We start from the raw sequence: 20032 nt of genomic DNA on the forward strand, positions 1-20032 counted from the left end.
CCTAGGCCGTGTCTGATAATTGATCTTGTGGTGGGTCGGGGTGAGTTGACGGATGCGGCGTGGGAGCGGATAGCTCCGCTGCTGCCGGGTGTTGATGGGCGTGGGCGGCCCTGGCGGGATCACCGCCAGGTCGTGAACGGCGTGTTGTGGCGGTTGCGGACCGGAGCGCGCTGGAGGGACCTGCCCGAGCGCTATGGCCCGTGGCAGACCGTCTACGAACGCTTCGCCCGCTGGGAGAGAGATGGAACCTGGGCCAGGCTGCTGGAACACGTCCAGGTCCGCGACGACGCGGTGGGCGCGGTGGAGTGGACGGTGTCGGTCGACTCCACCATCAACCGCGCTCACCAGCACGCCGCCGGAGCCCGCAAAAAGGGGCACCGGCGACGGACGAACTGGAAGATCCGCCACATCAGGCGCCTGGCCAGGCACTCGGCCGCTCCCGCGGCGGACTGACTACCAAGGTCCACCTCGCAGCGGACGGCCGCGGCCTCCCCCTGGCCCTCGTGGTCACACCAGGCAACGTCAACGACTCCACTATGTTCGACACGGTGCTTCAGGCGATACGGGTGCCCCGCATGAACGTCGGCCGGCCGCGACGCAGGCCCGAGACAGTCATCGCGGACAAGGCGTACTCCTCGCGGGCCATCCGGTCTGGCTTACGCCGGCGCGGCATCAGAGCAGTCATCCCTCAACGGGCCGACCAGGCAGCAGGCCGACGACGCCGCGGATCAGCCGGTGGACGACCACCGGCCTTCGATGCCGAGAAGTACAAGGCCCGCAATGTCGTCGAGCGCTGCTTCAACAGGCTCAAACAGTTCCGAGCCATCGCCACCCGCTTCGACAAGCTGGCCACCCGCTACCTCGCGGGCCTCCGCATCGCCTCACTCATCCTCTGGCTCCGCGAACAGTGATCATTTGTCAGACAGAACCTAGCTGATTGATCACGTTGTTGACGGCTGTCGGGGTTGATCACCGTAATGCCCGGCTGACCGTTCATGGAGGCGGCTGCTCGTCGAGCGTGTCGGCGCCGGCCGCCCTGTCGCGCATGTCGCTGCCGAGGTGGGCATCTCCCGCGCAACCGCCTACAAGTGGCCGCGTCGCTGGTCGGACGGAGGGCGAGGCCGGCCTGCACGACCGTTCCAGCCGCCCCGTGACGACACCGCACCGCACTGCGCCGACGGTGCCAGGCCCTGGTGTGTCAGCAGCGGCAGATACGCAAGCTCGGACTGGCCCGCCTCGGCCCGATCCTGGGCCTGCCCGCCTCGACCACCCACCGGATCCTGGTCCGTCACGGCCTGAACCGGCTGGCCCACCTGGACCGGCCCACCGGCCAGGTCATCCGCCGCCACGAACGCGACCGGCCCGGCGAGCTGACCTACATGGACGTCAAGAAGCTCGGCCGCATCCCCGACGGCGGCGGCCACAAGGTGCTGGGCCCACAGGCCGGCCGGGCCGCCCACAGCGGCATGAGCTTCGACTACATCCAGTCCGCCGTCGACGACCACTCCCGCCTGGCCTGAAGGCCACCACCTGCGCCGCGTTCCTGCGCCGGACAGCGGCCTTCTTCGCCGCGTCGGGCATCGACCGCATCGAGCGGGTCTTGACCGAAAACGCCTGTCCCTACCACAAAAGCTTCGCCTGGCGGCGGCGCTCGCCGACCTCGGCGCGACCGGCAGACTCACCCGCGCCTACCGGCCGCAGATCAACTGCGAGGATCTGGAGATGTTCTTCCGGCCGGTCTGACCCACAGACCAACCGGCCGTTCGTGCTTGTTGCCGATGTGTCGACCGGCCGGGAGGACGCGTGCGGCTGCACCGGCGGATCGGCCGGTGTGACCTGGTAAGAGCCTGGCTCACGCGCCTCGTCGCAGTAGCGTCCCCGGTGCTCCGTCGGTGCGGCTCCAGCCACGCGGACCGCCAGGAGGACAGGTGCCCAGCAGTTCCAACACGAGCGACACCCTCGGAGTCGACACCCACGCGGACGTTCACGTTGCTGCCGCCCTGGACCAGTTCGGCCGCCGGCTGGGGACGCTGACCGTTCCTTCGACACCACAGGGATGCGTCTGCCTGGAGTCCTGGGCTACAAACATGGGCGCCATCGAGCAGATCGGCCTGGAAGGCACCGGCTGCGTCGGCGCCGGCCTGTCGCGGTGGATGCGGCAGCGGGGCCACCGCATCGTCGAGGTCAACCGACCCGACCGCCAGACACGACGGCGTCGCGGGAAGTCCGACGCCGTCGACGCCGAGGCCGCCGCACGAGCAGTGCAGGCCGGTACCGCTACCGCGATACCCAAGACCGGTGACGGTGCCGTTGGATGATCCGCACCCTCAGAGTCGCCGTCGAAGTGCGATGAAGGCCCGCACCCAAGCCGTCAACCAACTCAAAGCCCTGACGGCTCCTGACACTCTTCGTGGACGCATCCGCGGGCTGCACCGCTCCGAACTGATCCGCACCGTCACAACAACCCCGGCCCCCGGCGTCGGCGGGAGTACGCCCGCGCGTGGGTCAATGGACTCGCCCCGAGACCGTCGCGGCATTGCTCATCGCGGTCGGTGACAACCCCGAACGGCTCCGTTCAGAGTCGGCCTTCGCCCACCTCTGCGGAGTCGCCCCCATCCCTGCATCCTCAGGGAAGACCAACCGCCACGGCCTCAACCGCGGAGGCGACCGGCAAGCCAACCACGCCCTCTACATGATCACGGTCACCCGCATGGCCTGGGAACCACGCACACGCGCCTACGTCGCCCGCAGGACAACAGAAGGCAAGACGAAGACCGAAATCATCCGCTGCCTGAAACGGCACATCGCACGCGAGATCTATCGCATCCTCGTCCCCCGCGTCCCCGCTCAGCCCCCTCCCAACAGGAACTGGCGAGCGCAGCCTGACCGTCCTTGACAGCTAAAGGAGCATCGGCAAGGTCGAACGCTTCCACCGCACCCTGCTCGACGAATGGGCTTACATCCGGCCCTACACCAGCAACGCCGAACGCACCGCCGCCCTGGCAGACTTCCTGCACACCTACAACCACCACCGCTACCACACCGCACTCGCAGGCCACCCACCAATCAGCCGCGCGAACAACGCTGCGGGTCAATACACCTAGAGCTCGGCGCCGGGGGCCGGGCTTGTCCTGGCACGCCTTGACACGTACGCTCATCCAACATCTCACTCGGTGTGTCGGCAACGTCGGAGGTACCGCGAAGTCCGCCGTACTACGACTTCCGAGCGGCCCGGACTTCCCTCTCTCAAAGCGTCGCCCGGAACCCGGGGCATGAGCTTGGAGGCTGCCATCACAACAGAACCGCGAACCTCGCCGGAAATCCCTCAGTCTGTGACGGTACCGAGCTGGGTCGACCAGGTCCGAGAAGTACTGGACGATCCGACAGACACGCACGACGGACGCGGGCGCTTGCCGGCCGAGGTGCCCTTCGCCGTCGTCCACCACTGGCATGCCGGTGCGGTGGCGGATTTGGTCGGCGAGGCCGTGGCTCGCAACGGCGGGGACCTGGCCCGGCACAACGCCCTGCGGGCGGCGCACCGACGCGCGGCGGCAGGCGAGCCGGTCGCCGGGGACGTGTGGTCGGCGCTGCTGGAACCGGTATTGCGCGAGGTATACGGGCTGGCCTATCCCCGTGAGCGGGTGCACAGGCGGGCGTCGTCGGCCGCGGTCGCGTTCGCGCGCACGCGCGGTTGGTCGACGGAGGAGGCCGAACACTACGGCGAAACCTATGCGCGGATGAACACCGAAGTGAGCGAGCGCGTGCACGCGGAGGCCAACGCGATCGCGAACGCCGCCGCTTATGCCGTCGCCTTCGCGGCCGGGGACGCGCGGGAGTACGCCCGCGCGTGGCCCTTCGCCCTGGTGCAGGCCTGGATCGCCGCCTACACGGGTCCGGACGGTGCCGCTGAAGGCGTGGCCGCTCGGGAGGCCCGCGCACGCCTACGGGACGGCCTGTCCGAGGCGGTGACGCGCGCCGTGACATGAGCAGACGGGCGCTGCTGCGGGCAGGGAGCCCCTGGTACCACCCCGACACATGGTGTGAAGGGCCCCACGGCGCCTTCACACCATCGCGTCCGTCAGCCCTTGACAGGCCCGCCGTTGATGGCGACACGCCGGCCGTAGCGGGCGTAGGGGTAGTAGTCGTATGTCGCGTGGTGCTGGACGCATCGGTTGTCCCAGAAGACCAGGGTGTGCGGGGTCCAGTGGACGCGGCAGTGGAGGGCCGGCCTGGCGGCGATGGTCTCGAAGAGCATACCGAGCAGGGCTTGGCTCTCTTGCGCGGAGAGCTGCGGGATGCGGCTGGTGTAGGCCTTGTTGACGTAGAGCAGCTTCCGGCCGGTCTCGGGGTGCCGGGCGACGAGCGGGTGCTCGCTCAATGGGATGACGTAGTCCGCCGGCGGAGTGTAGCCCTGGAGGGCCTGAGCGCCGTCGTGGACCGCGGTGAGCTGGTCCAGCAGGGACCGCATGGCGGGCGAGAGCATCTCATAGGCCAGGTGCATGTTGGCGAAGAGGGTGTCGCCACCGCACCCCGGCTCCGGGACTTCGGTGATGTAGAGCATGGACCCCAGTGACGGCTCGGCGTCGGCGGTTCCGTCGGCATGCCAGCCGTTGCCCGCCACGTTCACCGCGGCGGATGTGGTACTGATCTCTAGGATGTAGGGATCGGCCTCGGGCGGCGGCGGGTTGACGGGGCGCAGCTCACCGAAAGCGGCGGCGAAGCGTTTGTGGTCCTCGATGCTGATCGCCTGGTCCCGGAAGACGAGGACGTGGTGATGGAGGAACGCGGTGCGGATCTCCTCCAATTGCTCGGCCGGGATCTCCTGCGCAAGGTCGACGCCTGAGACCTCAGCGCCTAGAACGGGGGTGATGCGTTCGACTGTGAGCGTGCGGTAGGGGGGCAGGGGACGGGTGGTCACCGCAGCCAGTGCTTCGCGTGCGTAGGGCTCCATGACGTTCTCCAAGAGGGAATGGGGTTACAGGCCTCGGTCGAGCAGTTCGGCGAGGACGATGCGACCGAAGGAGAGGTTGCCGTGGATCTCGTCATCGGCCTCGCACAGTTCGGGGCGTTGCAATCCGTCCGGGCCGGTGGTCCGGTGGCGCAGGTCCACGACTTCGGCGCCGAGCTGTTCCACGGCCAGCCGGATGCTTTCCTGCGCCGCCATGAACACCGCCGGATCGGACTGGCCCGGGACCCGCTGCGGCGGCATCACCGCCAGGATGCGCAGGCCGAGGTCCAGGGTCGTCTCGTAGAAGGCGAGGGCGTCACGGACGCAGGCTCGTACGATGGCGTCGAACAGGGAGCTGGAGAGGACGCCGGAGGGGACGGTCCCCGACCGGTCGCGGTAAAGGTCCCAGTTCTCCCGCAGCGCGACGAAGTGGGCGCAGAAACCGAACGTCGCGACCAGAGGGATGCGAAGGCGGGCGAGGGCGTCGATGCCGAGTTCCTCGAGGAAGCGACGGTAGTGCTTCTCGGCCTCGTCGGACCGGAAGACCACGTCGGTCCCGCCGGGGGAGTCGCGGGTGGTGAAGAAGCTGTCGGTGAACTCCCGGCCTGCCCCTATGGGGCCGCCCTGGAACGGGATGCCGGCGCCCTGGGCTGCTCGTCCGATCGGTCCCGCGTGGGAATCTCCGAGCAGCAGGAACCTAGCGGGGGCTGTAGTAGTCAAGGACGGCGTCCTCACAGGCGGCATCTCCTGAACGGGCAGCGGTGTCACGGGCGGGCAGCGGTTGCGTGGGGCGGTTGGCCAGTCCCGCCAAGAAGTGCCGCATCACGAAGTCGACTCCTTCGGGCGTGACGGTGCGCTGGTTGGAGCCGAAGAACCTGCCTCCGAAGACCGGCCCGGTGATGAGCTCGTAGGAAGGGAAGTAGTCGATGTCCGGATCTTCCAGGGCAAGCTGGCCAGCGACCGCGCGCAGCACGGACTTGGAGTAGCCATTGGCAGGGAGCGCGTGACCGCCGGTCGCGGTCGCGGTCAAGGGCTGCGGTGACACCGTCAGCAGAACGCGCAGACCGGGGTTGGCCTGGCGCGCCATCGCGATCGCCTCGGTCATGTCCCTGTGTACTTCGGCGAAGGTGAAGTTGTGCAGGCTGTACCGTTCGGCGTCGAAGGTGCCGCGGACGGTGCCGGGGCAGGTGGGGTGCACGGTCCCGTCGGTGGCGTCGAGCCACGCCTCTGTGAGCCCCATGGTGAAGACCAGGCAGCTCGCCGTGGTGACGGCGGTGCGGATGGCGGACAGAGTGGTTTCGCGTGCCTGGAGCATTGCGGCGGGCGAGGCGAAGCCGTCGGGGTCGATCGCCGGACGGTACGGGTCGGCATAACGGTCGCCCTCGGGCCAGGCTTCCTGGGGTGGTCGTGCGTGGCTGAGGGCCCACGACAGCCACTGGCGCAGGACGGCCGGCGTGTAGATGTTGCCGGTTCGGAAGGAGAAGGCGCCGTAACCGCGGTCCTGGCGCTGCTGCCGGGTCAGGCCGGGCGGGGCGGGTTCGGCATCGAGCCAGTTCAAGCCCGAGTTCAGCAGCGCCCGTCCGAGCTGCGCGGCGAAGCAGGAGCCCGCGGTGATGACGGGGCTGTCCTGGTCGAGGGTGAACTTGGGTGTCCAGACGTCGCCGATGTCCAGCGGGTCCGGCTCGGCGACTGCCGGCCGCCAGAACGACCGTACGGGCAGCGACTGGTAGGGGTTCACTGGGCGCGCTCCGATTCTTGCTCGCGGTGAGACCGGGGACGGGGGGCGGGATCCGCCAGCGCTTCCGCGATGCTCTGCGCCACCGTGTGCACGTGCGGGGGCGCGACGATGCCGTAGTGGTCGGTGGGCAGGGATCGCCGCAGGGCGGAGGGGGGCAGCCAGTCGCTCCACTGTCGGGCTGTTTCCTGAGGGTCGCCGGGTGCGGGCATGCCCGCTGTGGGCCGGTCGGCCAGCCACAGGAAGGCGGGGGTGAAGGCGAGCGGCCGCACCTGGTGCTCGCCCAGGCTGCGCAGGTTGGCCCGGCAGCAGTGGGCCAGTCGTTCGGCGTATGTCTGCGCGTGTTCAGCCGATGTCGCCACGGATCCGGTTCCGAGTTCGGCGGCGAACACCGCCTCTAGGTGGCTGTCGTCGTACGCGGCGACCAGGGCGTCCGCGCGCGGTGGTGGCGGGTCCAGCAGGTGGACCGCGTCAAATGGTCGCCCGGCCGCCTCGGCGATGGCGGCCATCTCCATGGCCACCCGGGCGCCGAAGGACCACCCGGCGAGGTGCAGCCGGCGGCCGGTACGGCCGAAGCGGTGGCGCAGTCCGGCCTCGTAGCGGCGGGCTCGTTCGGCCAGCGACCACACGGGGATGCCGTCGTCGCGCAGCGCGGGATCGGCTATGAGGCACACGGTCGGTGCGGGCCCGAGCGAGGCCACCAGCGAGCGGTAGGCCTGGATGTCGCCGCCCACGGGGTGCACCAGACACAGAACGGCAGAGCCGGTCCCCTCCTGCCAGACGTCCAGGACGACCTGGGACGCGACGTCCGTGGCCCTCGTGGGAACGGGAGCGGCCAGGGCCGCTTCGAGGTGTTTGAGGACCTCGGTCAGGCTGATCCGGTGACTGAAGGAGGCCAGGTCCAGTTCGACCCCGTGGTCAGCCTCGATGTGGGCCAGCAGGTCCAGGAGGGTCAGCGAGTCGGCGCCCAGATCGTACAGCGAGTCGTCCGGACCGAGCTCGCCGACACCGAGCAGGTCCTGGAGCACGCGGGCGATGGCTCCGGCTCGTTCCCCGGCGCTGTCAGGTTCTGTGGTGCCCATTGAGCCGCCCGGATCGTGCGATGCTCCCGATGGCGCGGTGAGTGTGCGCGCAAGGCCGTCGCCGGTGGGCCCGTAGAAGGCGCGGGATGCATCGAGGCCGGTGGTGGAGACGAGGAGTTGGGGCAGTTGCAGGGCCAGCGCGCGGGCGAAGACCGACTGGCCTTCCTCGACTGTCAGGCCGACCTCCAGATGTGCCTGGTGGCGGCTGTCCGTGTGCAGGACCCGGGTGGCCATTCCGGTCTCGCTCCAGATGTCCCAGTCGATGCTCATCCGGGTGGTGGTCTCCGTCTCGCCGGCGCGGTGGTGGGCGAAGCCGTCGAGAAGGCTTGCGCCGGCCGCGTAGTCGCTTTGGCCGACGCCGCCCAGCAGGGCGGACATGGAGGAGCAGTAGACGGCGATCTCCGGGTGGAAGGTGTCGATCAGACGCTCCACGACGAGGGCGCCGTTCTCCCGGGCTGCGGCGGCGTCGCGCATCGCCGTGGCGTCGCGGCGTAGGAGCAGTCCGCCGGAACCCAGCCCGGCTGCGTGGATCACGCTGTCCAGCCGTGGCGTGTGGCGGGCGATGGCTGCCGCCGCCCTCTCCACGGTCATGGTCGCCAGATCGGCTGCGATGAGGCCGACGCGGTCGGCCCGGTGGGCCAGTTCCGGGGGCAGCTGCGGCTTCCTCGACAGCAGCAGGACCCGGCCTCCGGTGTGTTCCAGCAGCCAGGCGGCGATGGCGCGGCCGATGCCGCCCGTACCGCCCAGTACCAGGTGGACCGTGTCGTCCCCGGACGGTATGACGACGTCCGCGCTGGACGGTGCCGGTACGGGCGTGGTGCCCGGTCGCCACCAGTAGCCCTGCCGCAGGGCGAGCTGCCGGGGCAGGGCCGGGACGCACGGGTCGGGGGGAGTCCGTCGGGCTCCGGCGACGGCCGAGGCCACGTGCCGGGCCCAGCGGGAGAGGTCGCCATCGGGGAGGTCCAGCCAGTGGCCCTCCAGGGCACCCTCTTGGGGGGCGACCTCGACAGGTCCGGCGAGGAGGGCGAGTTCGGGGCGGTGCACGGTACCGGTCACGGGCCTGGCTCCGTACGACAGCCACCACACGCGAGGGGAGCCGGTCCGCCCGGACAGGGCTTGGGCCAGGGCGGCAGTGGTGTCCAGGCAGGCGTGGCGTGCTTGTTCCAGCGCCGCGGGACCTACCGGCCCGCTCACGTCGAGGGGCAGCGTGTGCACCCATTCCGCGTTGTTCAGGCCGTCTTCAACGCCTTCCCTGGCCAGCGTGTCGAGTAGCAGGCGCAGGGACGCGGGGTCGGCCGGGTTGACCGCGAAGGCGTCGGCTGCTGTGCGGGCGAAGACGGGGGACGGGTGCACGCGCACTACTCGTGACGCGATGTCTTCGAAGGGCGTGAACGCGGACGGCGGTGTGTCCGGCGCGGCCACTACGACGACGACGGACGCGCGGTCGGCCGGCGTGGGATCGTCCGCGGTGACGGCACGGCGCAGCCGCACCCAGTGCGGCTGGTGCAGCCAGTCGGCCTGCGCCAGTCGCCTGGGTGCCGTGGTGGTGGGCTCGGCCGGCCTTTCGACCCGGTACTCCGCGAGTGCGAAGGACGGGGGCGGGAAGTCCCAGGGCGCCGGTGCGGGTCCCGGCTGCCAGCGGACCGGTCTTCCGGCGGTCCATGCCTCGGCGATCTCGTGCGCCGTGCGGTCCGCGGCGGCTACCGGCGCCGCGTCCGGGTCCGCGTTGCCATACAGGACCTCTCCTATGGCCACCGCACGCAGCCAGCGCACGGCCGAGGCCGCGTCCGTCATCGGTACCGCGGTCCGCAGGCGGCGGGCTGCACGTCCCGCTTGCAGGTGGCGCAGCACGGACTCGTAGCGCTCCGGCCGCTGGTCGAGGTAGTCGGCTATCCGGGTGGCGTCTGCGGCGAGGGCCTCGGCGCTGGAGGCGGACAGCACCAGGCACCCGGGCACCTCGGCGGCCACGGTGTCCCCGGCCCCGGTGCCTGCCTCCACGATGACGTGCGCGTTGGTGCCGCCGATCCCGAAGCTGCTGACCGCCGCCACCCGCTGGCCTTCCTCGGGCCAGGGCACGGCCCGGGTCGGGACATAGAAGGGGGTGGGGTCGGGGCCGATCTCCGGGTTGAAGGCGCGGAAGTTGATGTTGGGTGGGATGATGCCGTGGTGCATCGCGAGGGCGGCGCGTACGAGGCCCACGACTCCTGCGGCGGCGCCCATGTGGCCGAGCTGGCTCTTGACGGAGCTGAGCGCGCAGCGACGGGACTCGCTCACGTCGAACGCCTGGCGCAGTGCCCTCACTTCGATGGGATCGCCCAGCCTCGTACCGGTTCCGTGTGCCTCGACATAGCCGAGATCGGAGCCGGTGCGGCCCGCGCGGGCCAGGGCGGTTCGGATCACCTCGCGCTGCCCTGCCAGGGACGGCGAGGTGTAACTCATCTTCGCGGCACCGTCGTTGTTGATCGCGGAACCTGTGATCACGGCGTAGACGGTGTCGCCGTCACGGCGTGCGTGCCGCAGCGGTTTGAGGACGACGACGCCGACGCCGCTCGCGCCGACCGTCCCGGTCGCGTCGTCGCTGAAGGGGCGGCAGTCGCCGTCCGCGGAGAAGATGTGCTGCGGGCGGTAGCGGTAACCGCCGGCCAGTCGGGGGTCGACGAGGACGCCTCCGGCCAGCATCACCTCGGCCTCGCCCTGCCGGAGCATGCCTGCCGCCAGGTGCACGGCCACCAGGGAGCTGGAACAGGCCGTCTGGGCACTGAGGGCGGGACCGATCAGGCCGAGGTGGTAGGCCACCTTGGTGGCTAGGAAGTCCTTCTCGTGGTGCAGGGCGAGCTGGAATCCGTCGGGCAGTCGGCCGGGATCCGCTGCACGCAGCATGTCCTGGAAGTAGGTGCTTTCCCCTGCGCCGGCCACCAGACCCACGCGCGTGGCCGAGGTGTCCGCGATGCCGGCGTGTGCCAGGGCCTGCACGCAGGCCATCAGCAGGTGCCGCTGCTGGGGGTCCATCAGGCACGCTTCCTGAGGGCTGATGCCGAAGTGGCCCGGGTCGAAGTCGAGCATCCCGTCGAGCGTGCTGTGCGCCCCGACGAGGCCCTCCGGAGCGTCGACACGACGGATGCCGGTGCCGTTCGAGACCACCAGATCCCAGAAGGCCGCCAGGTCCGGGGCGCCGGGCACCCGTACCGCCATGCCGACGACGGCGATCGGTTCGATGCCTGGGAGATCACCGTCCGATGTTGCCGGCGTCCGGGGGCTCGGATCGTTCCCGACAGTGAGGTGACGCGCCAGGGAGCGGACGGTGACGTGCTCGAACAGCTCCGCGACGCTGAAGCGCAGATCGAGTTCCGCGCAGCGCAGATGGAACCGCATCAGGGTGAGGCTGGTGGCGCCTGCCTCGAAGAAGGTCTGGTCCGGTGCGATCGCCGACCCGGTGACCGCCTCGAAGGCAGCGGCCAACCGTTCTTCCTCGGCCGACAGCCAGGTACGGACGACGGCAGAACGGCGCAGATCCTCGCCTGGTGCCCGAAGTGCCGCCGCCCGGTCCAGCTTGCCGCTGGGAGTGCGTGGCAACCTTCCCAGCCTGCGGAAGCGGTCCACGCGGACGTACGAGGGCAGCAGTGCGGACAGGTGGGCTGTCAGGTCGTCGGCGGACGGGGTTTCACCGCGTAGCTCGAGGCAGGCTGTCAACCGGTCGCCGTCACGGGTGACGACGGCGTTCACCACCGCCGGATGGCGCAGCAGCGCCGCCTCCACGGAGCCGAGTTCCAGCCGGTGCCCGCTCAGCTTGATCTGCTGGTCGTCACGGCCCGCGTAGTGCAACAGGCCCTCGCGGTCGAACCAGGCCCGGTCCCCACTGCGGTAGAACAGTCCCTCGCCCGGGATCTCCACGAAGCGGGTGGCGCCGAGAGCCGGTTCGTCGAGGTAACAGCGCGTGGTCATGGTGCCGCCGATGAGCAGCTCGCCGGTGCGCCCGGGTGGGACCGGGTCGCCCATGGCGTCCACCACGCGCAGATCCGCACCGGCCACAGGACGGCCGATGGCCGGCCGCTCCGGCCACTGGCTCGGGTCGCCCTCCAGGCAGAGGGCGCTGACCACATGCGTCTCGGTCGGCCCGTAGTGGTTGAACAGGCGGGCGCCGGGCAGTCCGGCGAACCACCGGCGGATGGCGTCGGTGCACACCAGTTGCTCGCCCGCGGTGACCACCTCGCGCAGCCGGGAGGGGAACCTTCCCTGGCGGACTGCGTACTCGGCGAGCAGTTGCAGGGCCACGTACGGCATGAAGATCCGCTCGGTCCCCGCGGACTCCAGCCGTTCGAGGAGCGCGGGGACGTCCTGGCGCCACTCGGGGCGTATGAGGTGGAGGCAGCCGCCGGTGCACAGCGTTCCGAAGATCTCCTGGAAGGACACGTCGAACGCCAGCATCGAGAACTGCTGCGTGTGCGCCGGGGCGGTCAGACCGCCGGGGCCGGACTGCCACCGGATCAGGTCGCACAGCGTGCGGTCGTAGATCTGCACACCCTTGGGGACGCCGGTGGAGCCGGACGTGAACAAGGTGTACAACGGCCGGCTGCCGTCGTGGGTGTGTCTGTCGCCGGGTGTGGCCGTGCGGCCACCCGGTGGGGGAACCACGTCCGTCAGGGCGACATGGAGCGTCACCGTGCCGTCCGGCAACAGCGGGTCCAGCGCCGCCGCGCCGGCGGGTGTGACCAGGACACACAGCGGGCCGACCCGCGCGAGAACGTCGCGCAGCACCTCGGCCGGGTACGAGGGGTCGAGGGGAACGGCGGTGACATTCAGGCGTGCCAGCGCCAGCAGGGCCACTACATGCTCGACGGACGGCTCCAGGTACAGGGCCACCCGGCAGGGGCTGCCGTCTCCGGGGATCGGATAGCGTGCGCTCAGGGTCGCGGCGAGGGCCGCGGCATGCGCGTCGAGCGCCGCATAGCTCAGCATGCGCCCTGTGGCCGTGACGACGGCGGGCGCGTCCGGGGTGCGGACGACTTGCCGTGCGAAGCCTTCGGCGACCGTGGTGAACCCGGGCAACGGGGCGGGCCCGCGTCCGTGGCGCGGCAGAGACCGCCGGTACGGGGCGACCAGATCGCGTGGCGTCGGGCGTCCACCGGAGGCGAGCGCATCCACGCCCCGCCGGAACAGCTCGGCCATCGCCTCGACGGCCTCGCTGGTGAAACGGCCCTCGGCGTACTCCCACAGCACATCCAGCCCGTCGGAGTGGTCGATCACGGACACTGTCAGCGGGCACTTGGCCTCCGGCGCTGCGTACCACAGAGGACTCTGGACACAGCCGGGCAGTCGCAGTGCCTGGAAGTCGGTGTTCTCCAGGACGAACAGGGCATCGAACGGACCGCCCTCGCCGGCGCCGTCCCAGCCGGTCAGCACGTCCGCGAGTGCCACGTCCTGTCGTTGTAGCACCTGCCGGGTACTCGCCGACGTCCGGACGAGCTGAGAGCGCAGGTCCTCGCCGGGCGCGACGCTCACCGGCAGCAGCACGGTGTTCGCCATCATGCCCACACTGTCCTCGAACTCACGTACCGGGCGGTTGGCGACCGGGGCGGCGATGCGCGGGCGGACCAGGCCCGACACCCCGTACAGACTCCAGGAGAACACGCCCAGCAGCACCTCGAAGCGGGTCAGGCCCAGGTCGGCGCCGACCCGGTCCACCGTGGTCCGGTGTGTGCCGTCGAGAGGGATGTGCAGCAGCCGCGCCCGCGGTGCCGGACCAGTTTGCGCCGCGTCCAGCGGTTCCGGCGGTTCCTCCAGACGCCGGTAGTACGAGAGGAGCTCGTCGCGCTGCTCCTGGTAGGTCGCCGTGCGGAACCACTCTGCCTGCCATGCGGCGAAGTGGAGCATGTTCGGCGCGGGCGCCAGGCTGCGGCCGGACAGGACGCCGACGCCGGCCACCGCGTCGGCATAGCCGGCGGACAGGTCCCGCAGCAGGACGCTCAGCGACCAGCCGTCGACGGCGATGTGGTGCAGGTGCAGCAGAAGCGTTCCGCCGCCGTCGCGGGGCAGCCAGCAGGCACGCAGCATGCGGGGCACGGCGAGGTCGAACGGCTCGGCGAAGAAGGCGTCGGCGAAGGCGTGCGCCTCCTCCTCGCCCCAGGCCTGCCGAGGTCCCGGATCATGCCAGGGATCGTACGGCTCGCCCACGGTTTGCAAGAGCCCCTCCGGCCCCGTGGCGAAGCCTGTCCGAAGCGCCGCGTGATGTACCACCAGAGCCCGCAGTGCCCGCCGCAGGGCAGCGGCGTCTGCCGCTCCGTCCACGCGGAAAGCCTGGCCCACCGAGTACGCCACGGAGGCCGGGGCGCTGCGTTGCAGCAGCCACAGCCGCTGCTGCTCGCTCGTTGCCGGCGCCGAGCGGGCACCGGCAGTCACGACGGCCGGGTAGGCGTCGTTCCCGCCGCTGCCACCCGTGGCGACGGCCTCGGCGATCTCACCCATGGAGCCGTGGAGGACGGCTGCCTGCGCCACCTCAACCCCCCATCGGCGCCGGATCGCGAAGCGGAGACGCAGGGCCTTCAGCGAATCCCCGCCGCAGGCGATCCACCGGTCGCGGAGCCCGAGCCCGGTGATCCCCAGGATCTCCTCGGCCACCTCCAGGACTTCGCGCTCGACTTCCGTCGCGGCCTGTCCGCCGGAGGCGACCGACCGCCAGGGCAGTCCGGCCCGCTCCAGGAGCGCCGGCTGGTCGACCTTGCCGTTGGCGTTGAGTGGCAGTTCCGCCACCAGATGGATCCGATGCGGGCGCATGTAAGCGGGCAGATGTGCCCTCAGGTGGCTGTCGAACTCCTCGTAGGACAGCTCCTGGTCCAGGACGACGAACGCCAACAGCTCGTTCGGGCCCGCCTCACCACTGCGGCGTGTGCACACGTACGCCTGGCGGACCGCCGTGTGCGTAAGGAGGCCTCGCTCCACCTCGCCCGGTTCGATCCGGAAGCCGCGGACCTTGACCTGGCGGTCCGTCCGTCCGACGTACTCCACCCGCCCCTGGTCGTCGGCCCGTACCAGGTCGCCGGTGCGGTAGTACCTCTCCCGTCCGCCATCGAGCCAGGTGAGCCGCACGAAGCGCCGCTCGCTCTCCTCGGCCAGATTGCGGTACCCCACCGCAAGCCCGGCACCGCTCAGCAGTAGTTCGGCGACCTCACCGGGCGCGGCGACCCTCTCCTGTCCCGGTACGACCAGAACGGCACCGGTCTGCGGCAGGGGCCGGCCGATCGGCACCACATCACCGGCGAACTCGCGCGGGATCGGATGGCACAGGGCGAAGGTGGTGGACTCCGTCGGTCCATAGACGTTGAACAGGCGGGTACCGCTGCCGGCGTTGTCGCGGTACCAGCGACGCATCAACCGGGCGTTGAGCTGCTCACCACCGACCAGGACCTGGCCGGCCGTGGCGAAACACCACGGGACGGCCGTGACCACCGCGTTGAACAGCGCGGTCGTGACGAAGACGGTGTCCACCCACTCGCGCCGCAGTGTCTCGGCGAGCCGCTCGGGCGTCTGTACGTCCGCATCGCGCAGGATGACGCAGCAGCCACCGGTCAGCAGAGGCACCCAGACCTCGAAACTCAGTGCATCGAACGCCGGGTTGGCCAGACAGGAATAGCGCATACCGGGCTCGACACGAATGTAGCCGGGCCGGGCGAGCCGCATCACCCCGGCATCGCGTACCTCGACGCCCTTGGGCCGTCCGGTCGTTCCGGAGGTGTAGAACAGGAAGGACGTCCCACTGGCGGCGGCCGGCGCCTGCACCGCCGTGACGTCCGGAACCTCGGGCAGCAGCGTGTCCACGGCGAGCACGGTCATGCCTTGCGGAAGCTCAGCGACTGCTTCGGGCGTGGCGTGTACCAGCGCGACCGCTCCTGAGTCCGCCAGGATGAAGCCGCGGCGTTCGGCGGGACTCTGGGTGTCCAGGGGCACCACCTGGGCACCGATCCGCAGAATGCCCAGCATCACGCAGACCAGCCGCCACGAGCGCGGCAGCGCGACCGCCACGGCCTGTCCCGCGCTCACGCCCTGGTGGCTCAGTTCCTTGGCGACGAGGGCAGCCGCGGCGTTCAGCGTCGCATAGTCCAGCCGTACGTCGCCGTCGATGATCGCTTCCGCCTGCGGTGCCCGCAGTGCTTGACGGTGTATCCCCAGCGCGAGTCCGTCCGGCGTGACCGCGGTCCCGGCCGTGTTGGCGGAGCCTGAGGGGTCTGAGGGGGTGGTGTCGGCCCACGGTTCCATCATGCCTCCGACGTGCCAGAAGGTATCGAGCGCTTCGTTCCGGCTTCGCCGTGCCCGGCCTCCAGCCGGTTGAGTTCGGCGACGAGGACGGTGGCGACGCGGGGCAGCGCGTCGCTCTCCAACATGTCCCAGTGGCCGCAGGCCACCGGTTCCACGGCGAATTCCCCGCTCGCGCGTCGCCGCCAGAACGCGCGCAGCCGGGCGGCCGCCCTACCGTCCTCGTCGTCGTCCACGTCCGTCGCCTGCAGCAGCACGACGCGGGACGGCGATGCGGGTACGACGTAGTCGCGCGCCGTCTCGCGGTGGTGGTTGTACACGGTCAGGTACCGGGCCACCTGGTCGTCGTCGATGCCCGGGTACATGCCGTTGAAGCGGACCAGCTTCTCCCGGAACTCCTCCATGCCCACTGGGGCGATCGCTTCGCGCTGCCGCGCGTCCTCGGCGCCATGGGTGTCGAGCAGGACCACGCTCACTCGCTCGTGTCCGGCCGCGACCAGGCAGCGGCCCATCTCGTACGCGACCAACCCGCCGTAGGAGAGGCCGCACAGCACGAGCGCCTCGTCCGGGCGGGGATCGACGAGCCGCAGGTACTCGCGGGCCATCGCCTCCACGCTCGGCAGGACGGACTCCCCGGGGTCGATGCCGGGAGCCTGCAGTCCCACCACGCCGACGTCGTCGGCGAGCGCTGTGGACAGCGGCAGGTAGCAGAACGCGGTGCCACCGGCGGGATGCACGCACACCACGCGCTTGCGGCCGCTGCCGGCGCGGAACTCCACCAGGTTGCTGCGCTCGCCGGGCCCCGCCCCGTTGCCGCGCACTCGTTCGGCGAGTGCCTCAATGGTGGGGTGCAGCATGACGTCCCGGACCGGAATGGTCACGCCGAGCTCCTCGCCGGCGGCGGACGCCATCTTGATCGCCGAGATCGAGGTGCCGCCCAGCTCGAAGAAGTCGTCTGCGATACCGATGTCCGGGTGCAGCAGCACACGCCGCCAGATCCGGTACAGGGCCAACTCGACGCGGTCACGGGGTGCGGCCGTGTTGACCCGTGCGGAGCGAGCGCCTGCTACTGCGCGCAGTACCGCTGTCCGGTTCACCTTGCCGCTGCGGTTCAACGGCAGTCGCGGCAACTCCGCCACCACGGAAGGGATCATGTAGTCCGGCAGGCGGTCCTTGAGCGCCGCGCGCCACTCGTACGCCGTCCGTCTCGTTTCGGCGTCACAACCCACACCGGCGACCAGGTGGGGGCCTCCCGGCGTATCGCGGTCGGCCAGCACCACGGCCTCACGCACGCCGGGGACCGTCAGCAGCGCTGCCTCGACCTCACCGGGTTCGATGCGAAAGCCGCGCAGCTTGAGCTGGTCGTCACTGCGGCCGATGTACTCGGCGTTGCCGTCCGGCAGCCAGCGCGCCAGGTCGCCAGTGCGGTAGACGCGTTCGCCGGGCACGAAGGGATCCGGTACGAAGCGCTCGTCGGTGAGGTCCGGCCGGTTCACATACCCGCGGGCCAGGCTCGCCCCACCGATGTAGACCTCGCCGCAGACCCCCACCGGCACTGGACGCATGCGGTCGTCGAGCAGGTACAGACGCGTGCCGCGCAGCGGCCGCCCGATAGGGCACGACCGCTCGTACGGCTGAGGATCGGTGTAGGCGGCGGAGTAGAGCGTCGCCTCGGTCGGGCCGTAGCCGTAGCAGATGCGCACGCCGGGCAGCACCTCGCGGATGCGGTGCAGGGCCCCTTCCGGCAGGGGCTCCACGCCGGTGAGAAGCTGACGCAGGCTCAGTCCGGCCAGTCGTGCGACCGGATCCTCGTCGATCCACAGAACATAGGACGGTGGCAGGAACGCCTGGGTGACCTCGCGTTCCCGTAGCCAGTCCATCAGTGCCCCGGGGTCGGCCCGCACCTCGTCCGGGACGATGTGGAGTACCGCTCCGGTGGTCAACGGCATCAGAAGCTCGTGCACCGATGCGTCGAAGCCGATGCTCGACCAGGCCGATGCCGCCTCGCCGGGCCTGTCTCCCATGAGTCCACGCCAGTGGTCGAAGAGATTGACGACGCTGCCGTGCGTCACCGCCACGCCTTTGGGCTGGCCTGTTGATCCCGAGGTGAAGATGACGTACGCCAGCCGGGTCGGGTCCGCATCGATGCTCGGCGCATCGTCACGGGTTCCCTCGGCCTCCACCTTCGCGAGGTTCTCCCACAGCTCACGGTCGACGCCCGCGGGTTCCGGCTGGTCGGTCAGTACGAGAGCCGGCGCACCGTGGCTCACCATGGCGGTGAGCCGTTCCGCGGGCTGCTCAGTGTCGAGCGGCAGGTAGGCGGCTCCGGCCTTGAGGATGCCGAGCAGTCCGACGGCGAGTTCCACCGTGCGTCCGGCGTGCAGGCCGACCACCTGGTCGGGCCGTACGCCGCGGGCGATCAGGGCGTGGGCGAGGCGGTTGGCCCGGCTGTGCAGCGCGGCGTAGTCCAGCACCGTGTCCCCGGCCACCACGGCGGGCTGGTGGGGCCGCTCGCGCACCTGTTTCGCGAACCGCTCCAGCAGTCCGGCCGCAGCCGGTGCACCCGGGGCGGGTCCTGTGCTGAAGTTTGCTATGAGTTGCCGCTGTTCGTTCTCGTCCAGCAGCGTCAGGTCGGCGATCGGATCTTCCGGACGTTCGGTCATCATGCGCAGCACGCGCAGGAATTGACGCGCGTACCGCTGGACGGTCGCGCGGTCGAACAACGCCACCGCGTAGTCGATCTCGCCGGTGAGGTGTCGTCCCTCGTCGGCCAAGGCGAGGACCATGTCGAACTTGGCGGGGACGTGGACCGCGTCCTCCCGCAGCGTGACCTCCACACCGGGGAGGACGAGCTCCTCCCGCATGGAAGGGACCCAGGCGAACATGGTCTGGAAGAGCGCTGTGTAAGCGGGGCTCCGCGGCGGATTGACCAGTTCAACGATCCGTTCGAAGGGCAGGTCGACGTGCTTGAGCGCTTCGCGGATCCGCTGGTTCACCTGTCGCAGCAGGTCTTCGACGCTGGGAGAACCGGACAGGTCGGCGCGCAGGGCGAGGGTGTTGACGAAGAAGCCGATCAGTCCTTCGACCTCTCCGCGACGGCGGTTGGACGTCGGGGCACCGACCACGATGTCGTCCTGGCCCGAGAGCAGGGACAACAGCAGGGACCAGCCGGTGAGAACGGTTGCATACAGAGAGACCCGATTGCGTTCGGCGAGGTCGCGCAGGGCTTGCGTCAGGTCCTCGTCGACGGCCACGGGCACCCTGTCGCCCTCGAAGACCTGCTCGGGTGGGCGAGGTCTGTCAGTGGGCAGGGAGAGCACGGCGGGGGAGCCGGCCAACGTGGCGGTCCAGTAGTCGGCATGTGCGGCGGGTTCCGCCCCGGACATCCAGTCCCACTGCCAGCGCGTGTAGTCGCTGTACTGCCAGGTCAGTTCGGGCAGCGAAGGGTTCCGGCCCTGCTGGAGCGCGGTGTACACAAGCCCCAGCTCACGCAACAGCAAAGAGCGGGACCAACCGTCGAAAATGATGTGGTGGGCTGCCAGGAGCAGTACGTGGTACTCCGGTTCGAGCGCCACGAGGCGGCAGCGCACCATCGGCTCTTCTCCCAGGCGGAAGGGAGTGCATTCCACCTCCCGCCGTGCCCGAGCGAACCGCTCGACCGCGTCCGGCAGTCCGATCAAATCCTCGAAGGTCACCGGGAACCCGGTCTCCGGCGGGTCGACGACCTGGAGAGCCGAGCCACCGGCGGGCACCAGCCGGGTCCGCAGGGCCTCGTGCCGGGCCGAGAGTAGATGCAGCGCCTGGATGAGCAGGTGCGGGTCCAACGGCCCCCGAAGGTCGAAGGGCATTGGCTCGTTGTACGCCGCGCTCGCCGCCCCGTCCATGCGTGCCATGACCCACAGCCGCTCCTGCGCGAGTGACAAGGGCGCGGGAGACGTTCCTTCGTCGGAATGACGGGTGCCTCTGATTCGGAAGGAGGACACGGACTACCCTTCACGAGAAACGGACACAGCGAGAAAG

At 70.2% G+C, this 20032-nt stretch carries 7 protein-coding genes and 4 pseudogenes; 6 read left to right on the top strand and 5 right to left on the bottom strand.

Annotated features, from left to right (window positions below):
* Positions 1-27 precede the first annotated feature (27 nt).
* The 6 genes and pseudogenes from AQJ11_RS47350 to AQJ11_RS38875 all read left to right on the top strand — a co-directional run bounded on the left by AQJ11_RS47350 (position 28) and on the right by AQJ11_RS38875 (position 3986).
* A pseudogene (locus AQJ11_RS47350) lies at positions 28-933 on the top strand (IS5 family transposase).
* Between the two features lie 16 nt (positions 934-949).
* A pseudogene (locus tag AQJ11_RS51775) lies at positions 950-1707 on the top strand (leucine zipper domain-containing protein); the annotation flags it as partial.
* Positions 1708-1928: 221 nt separating this feature from the next.
* Entirely contained in the window at positions 1929-2318 is a 390-nt protein-coding gene (locus AQJ11_RS51780; RefSeq protein ID WP_159061769.1) for an IS110 family transposase, read from the top strand.
* Positions 2319-2521: 203 nt separating this feature from the next.
* A pseudogene (locus tag AQJ11_RS51785) lies at positions 2522-2896 on the top strand (transposase); the annotation flags it as partial.
* Between the two features lie 16 nt (positions 2897-2912).
* Positions 2913-3104 (top strand): annotated as a pseudogene (locus tag AQJ11_RS47365) (integrase core domain-containing protein); the annotation flags it as partial.
* 228 nt (positions 3105-3332) lie between these two features.
* A complete protein-coding gene (locus tag AQJ11_RS38875; protein WP_059266499.1) occupies positions 3333-3986 on the top strand; it encodes a hypothetical protein in 654 nt (217 codons plus the stop codon).
* A 92-nt stretch (positions 3987-4078) separates the two neighbouring features.
* Here AQJ11_RS38875 and AQJ11_RS38880 read toward each other — a convergent pair whose 3' ends face one another.
* The 5 genes from AQJ11_RS38880 to AQJ11_RS38900 are packed head-to-tail and all read right to left on the bottom strand — an operon-like array spanning position 4079 to position 19935.
* Positions 4079-4951 carry a TauD/TfdA dioxygenase family protein gene (locus tag AQJ11_RS38880; RefSeq protein WP_059266500.1) on the bottom strand — a complete coding sequence of 291 codons (873 nt, stop codon included), beginning with the start codon at positions 4949-4951 and terminating at the stop codon, positions 4079-4081.
* Positions 4952-4975: 24 nt separating this feature from the next.
* Entirely contained in the window at positions 4976-5683 is a 708-nt protein-coding gene (locus tag AQJ11_RS38885) for a hypothetical protein (RefSeq protein ID WP_208616728.1), read from the bottom strand.
* A complete protein-coding gene (locus tag AQJ11_RS38890; RefSeq protein WP_059266501.1) occupies positions 5646-6686 on the bottom strand; it encodes a GSCFA domain-containing protein in 1041 nt (346 codons plus the stop codon). Before AQJ11_RS38890 ends, AQJ11_RS38885 begins: the two co-directional genes overlap by 38 nt.
* Positions 6683-16015: a non-ribosomal peptide synthetase gene (locus AQJ11_RS38895; protein WP_063807740.1), complete on the bottom strand. Its 9333-nt coding sequence runs from the start codon at positions 16013-16015 to the stop codon at positions 6683-6685. Before AQJ11_RS38895 ends, AQJ11_RS38890 begins: the two co-directional genes overlap by 4 nt.
* A complete protein-coding gene (locus tag AQJ11_RS38900) occupies positions 16015-19935 on the bottom strand; it encodes a non-ribosomal peptide synthetase (protein WP_244218577.1) in 3921 nt (1306 codons plus the stop codon). Before AQJ11_RS38900 ends, AQJ11_RS38895 begins: the two co-directional genes overlap by 1 nt.
* Between the last annotated feature and the right edge of the window lie 97 nt (positions 19936-20032).

The organism is Streptomyces corchorusii (assembly GCF_001514055.1).
Lineage (GTDB): Bacteria > Actinomycetota > Actinomycetes > Streptomycetales > Streptomycetaceae > Streptomyces > Streptomyces olivaceoviridis.

What these genes read in the sequence shown, in the direction of transcription:
- AQJ11_RS38880 (WP_059266500.1), bottom strand. Translation starts at nt 4,951, where the DNA reads ATGGAGCCCTACGCACGCGAAGCACTGGCTGCGGTGACCACCCGTCCC.
- AQJ11_RS38895 (WP_063807740.1), bottom strand. Translation starts at nt 16,015, where the DNA reads ATGGAACCGTGGGCCGACACCACCCCCTCAGACCCCTCAGGCTCCGCC.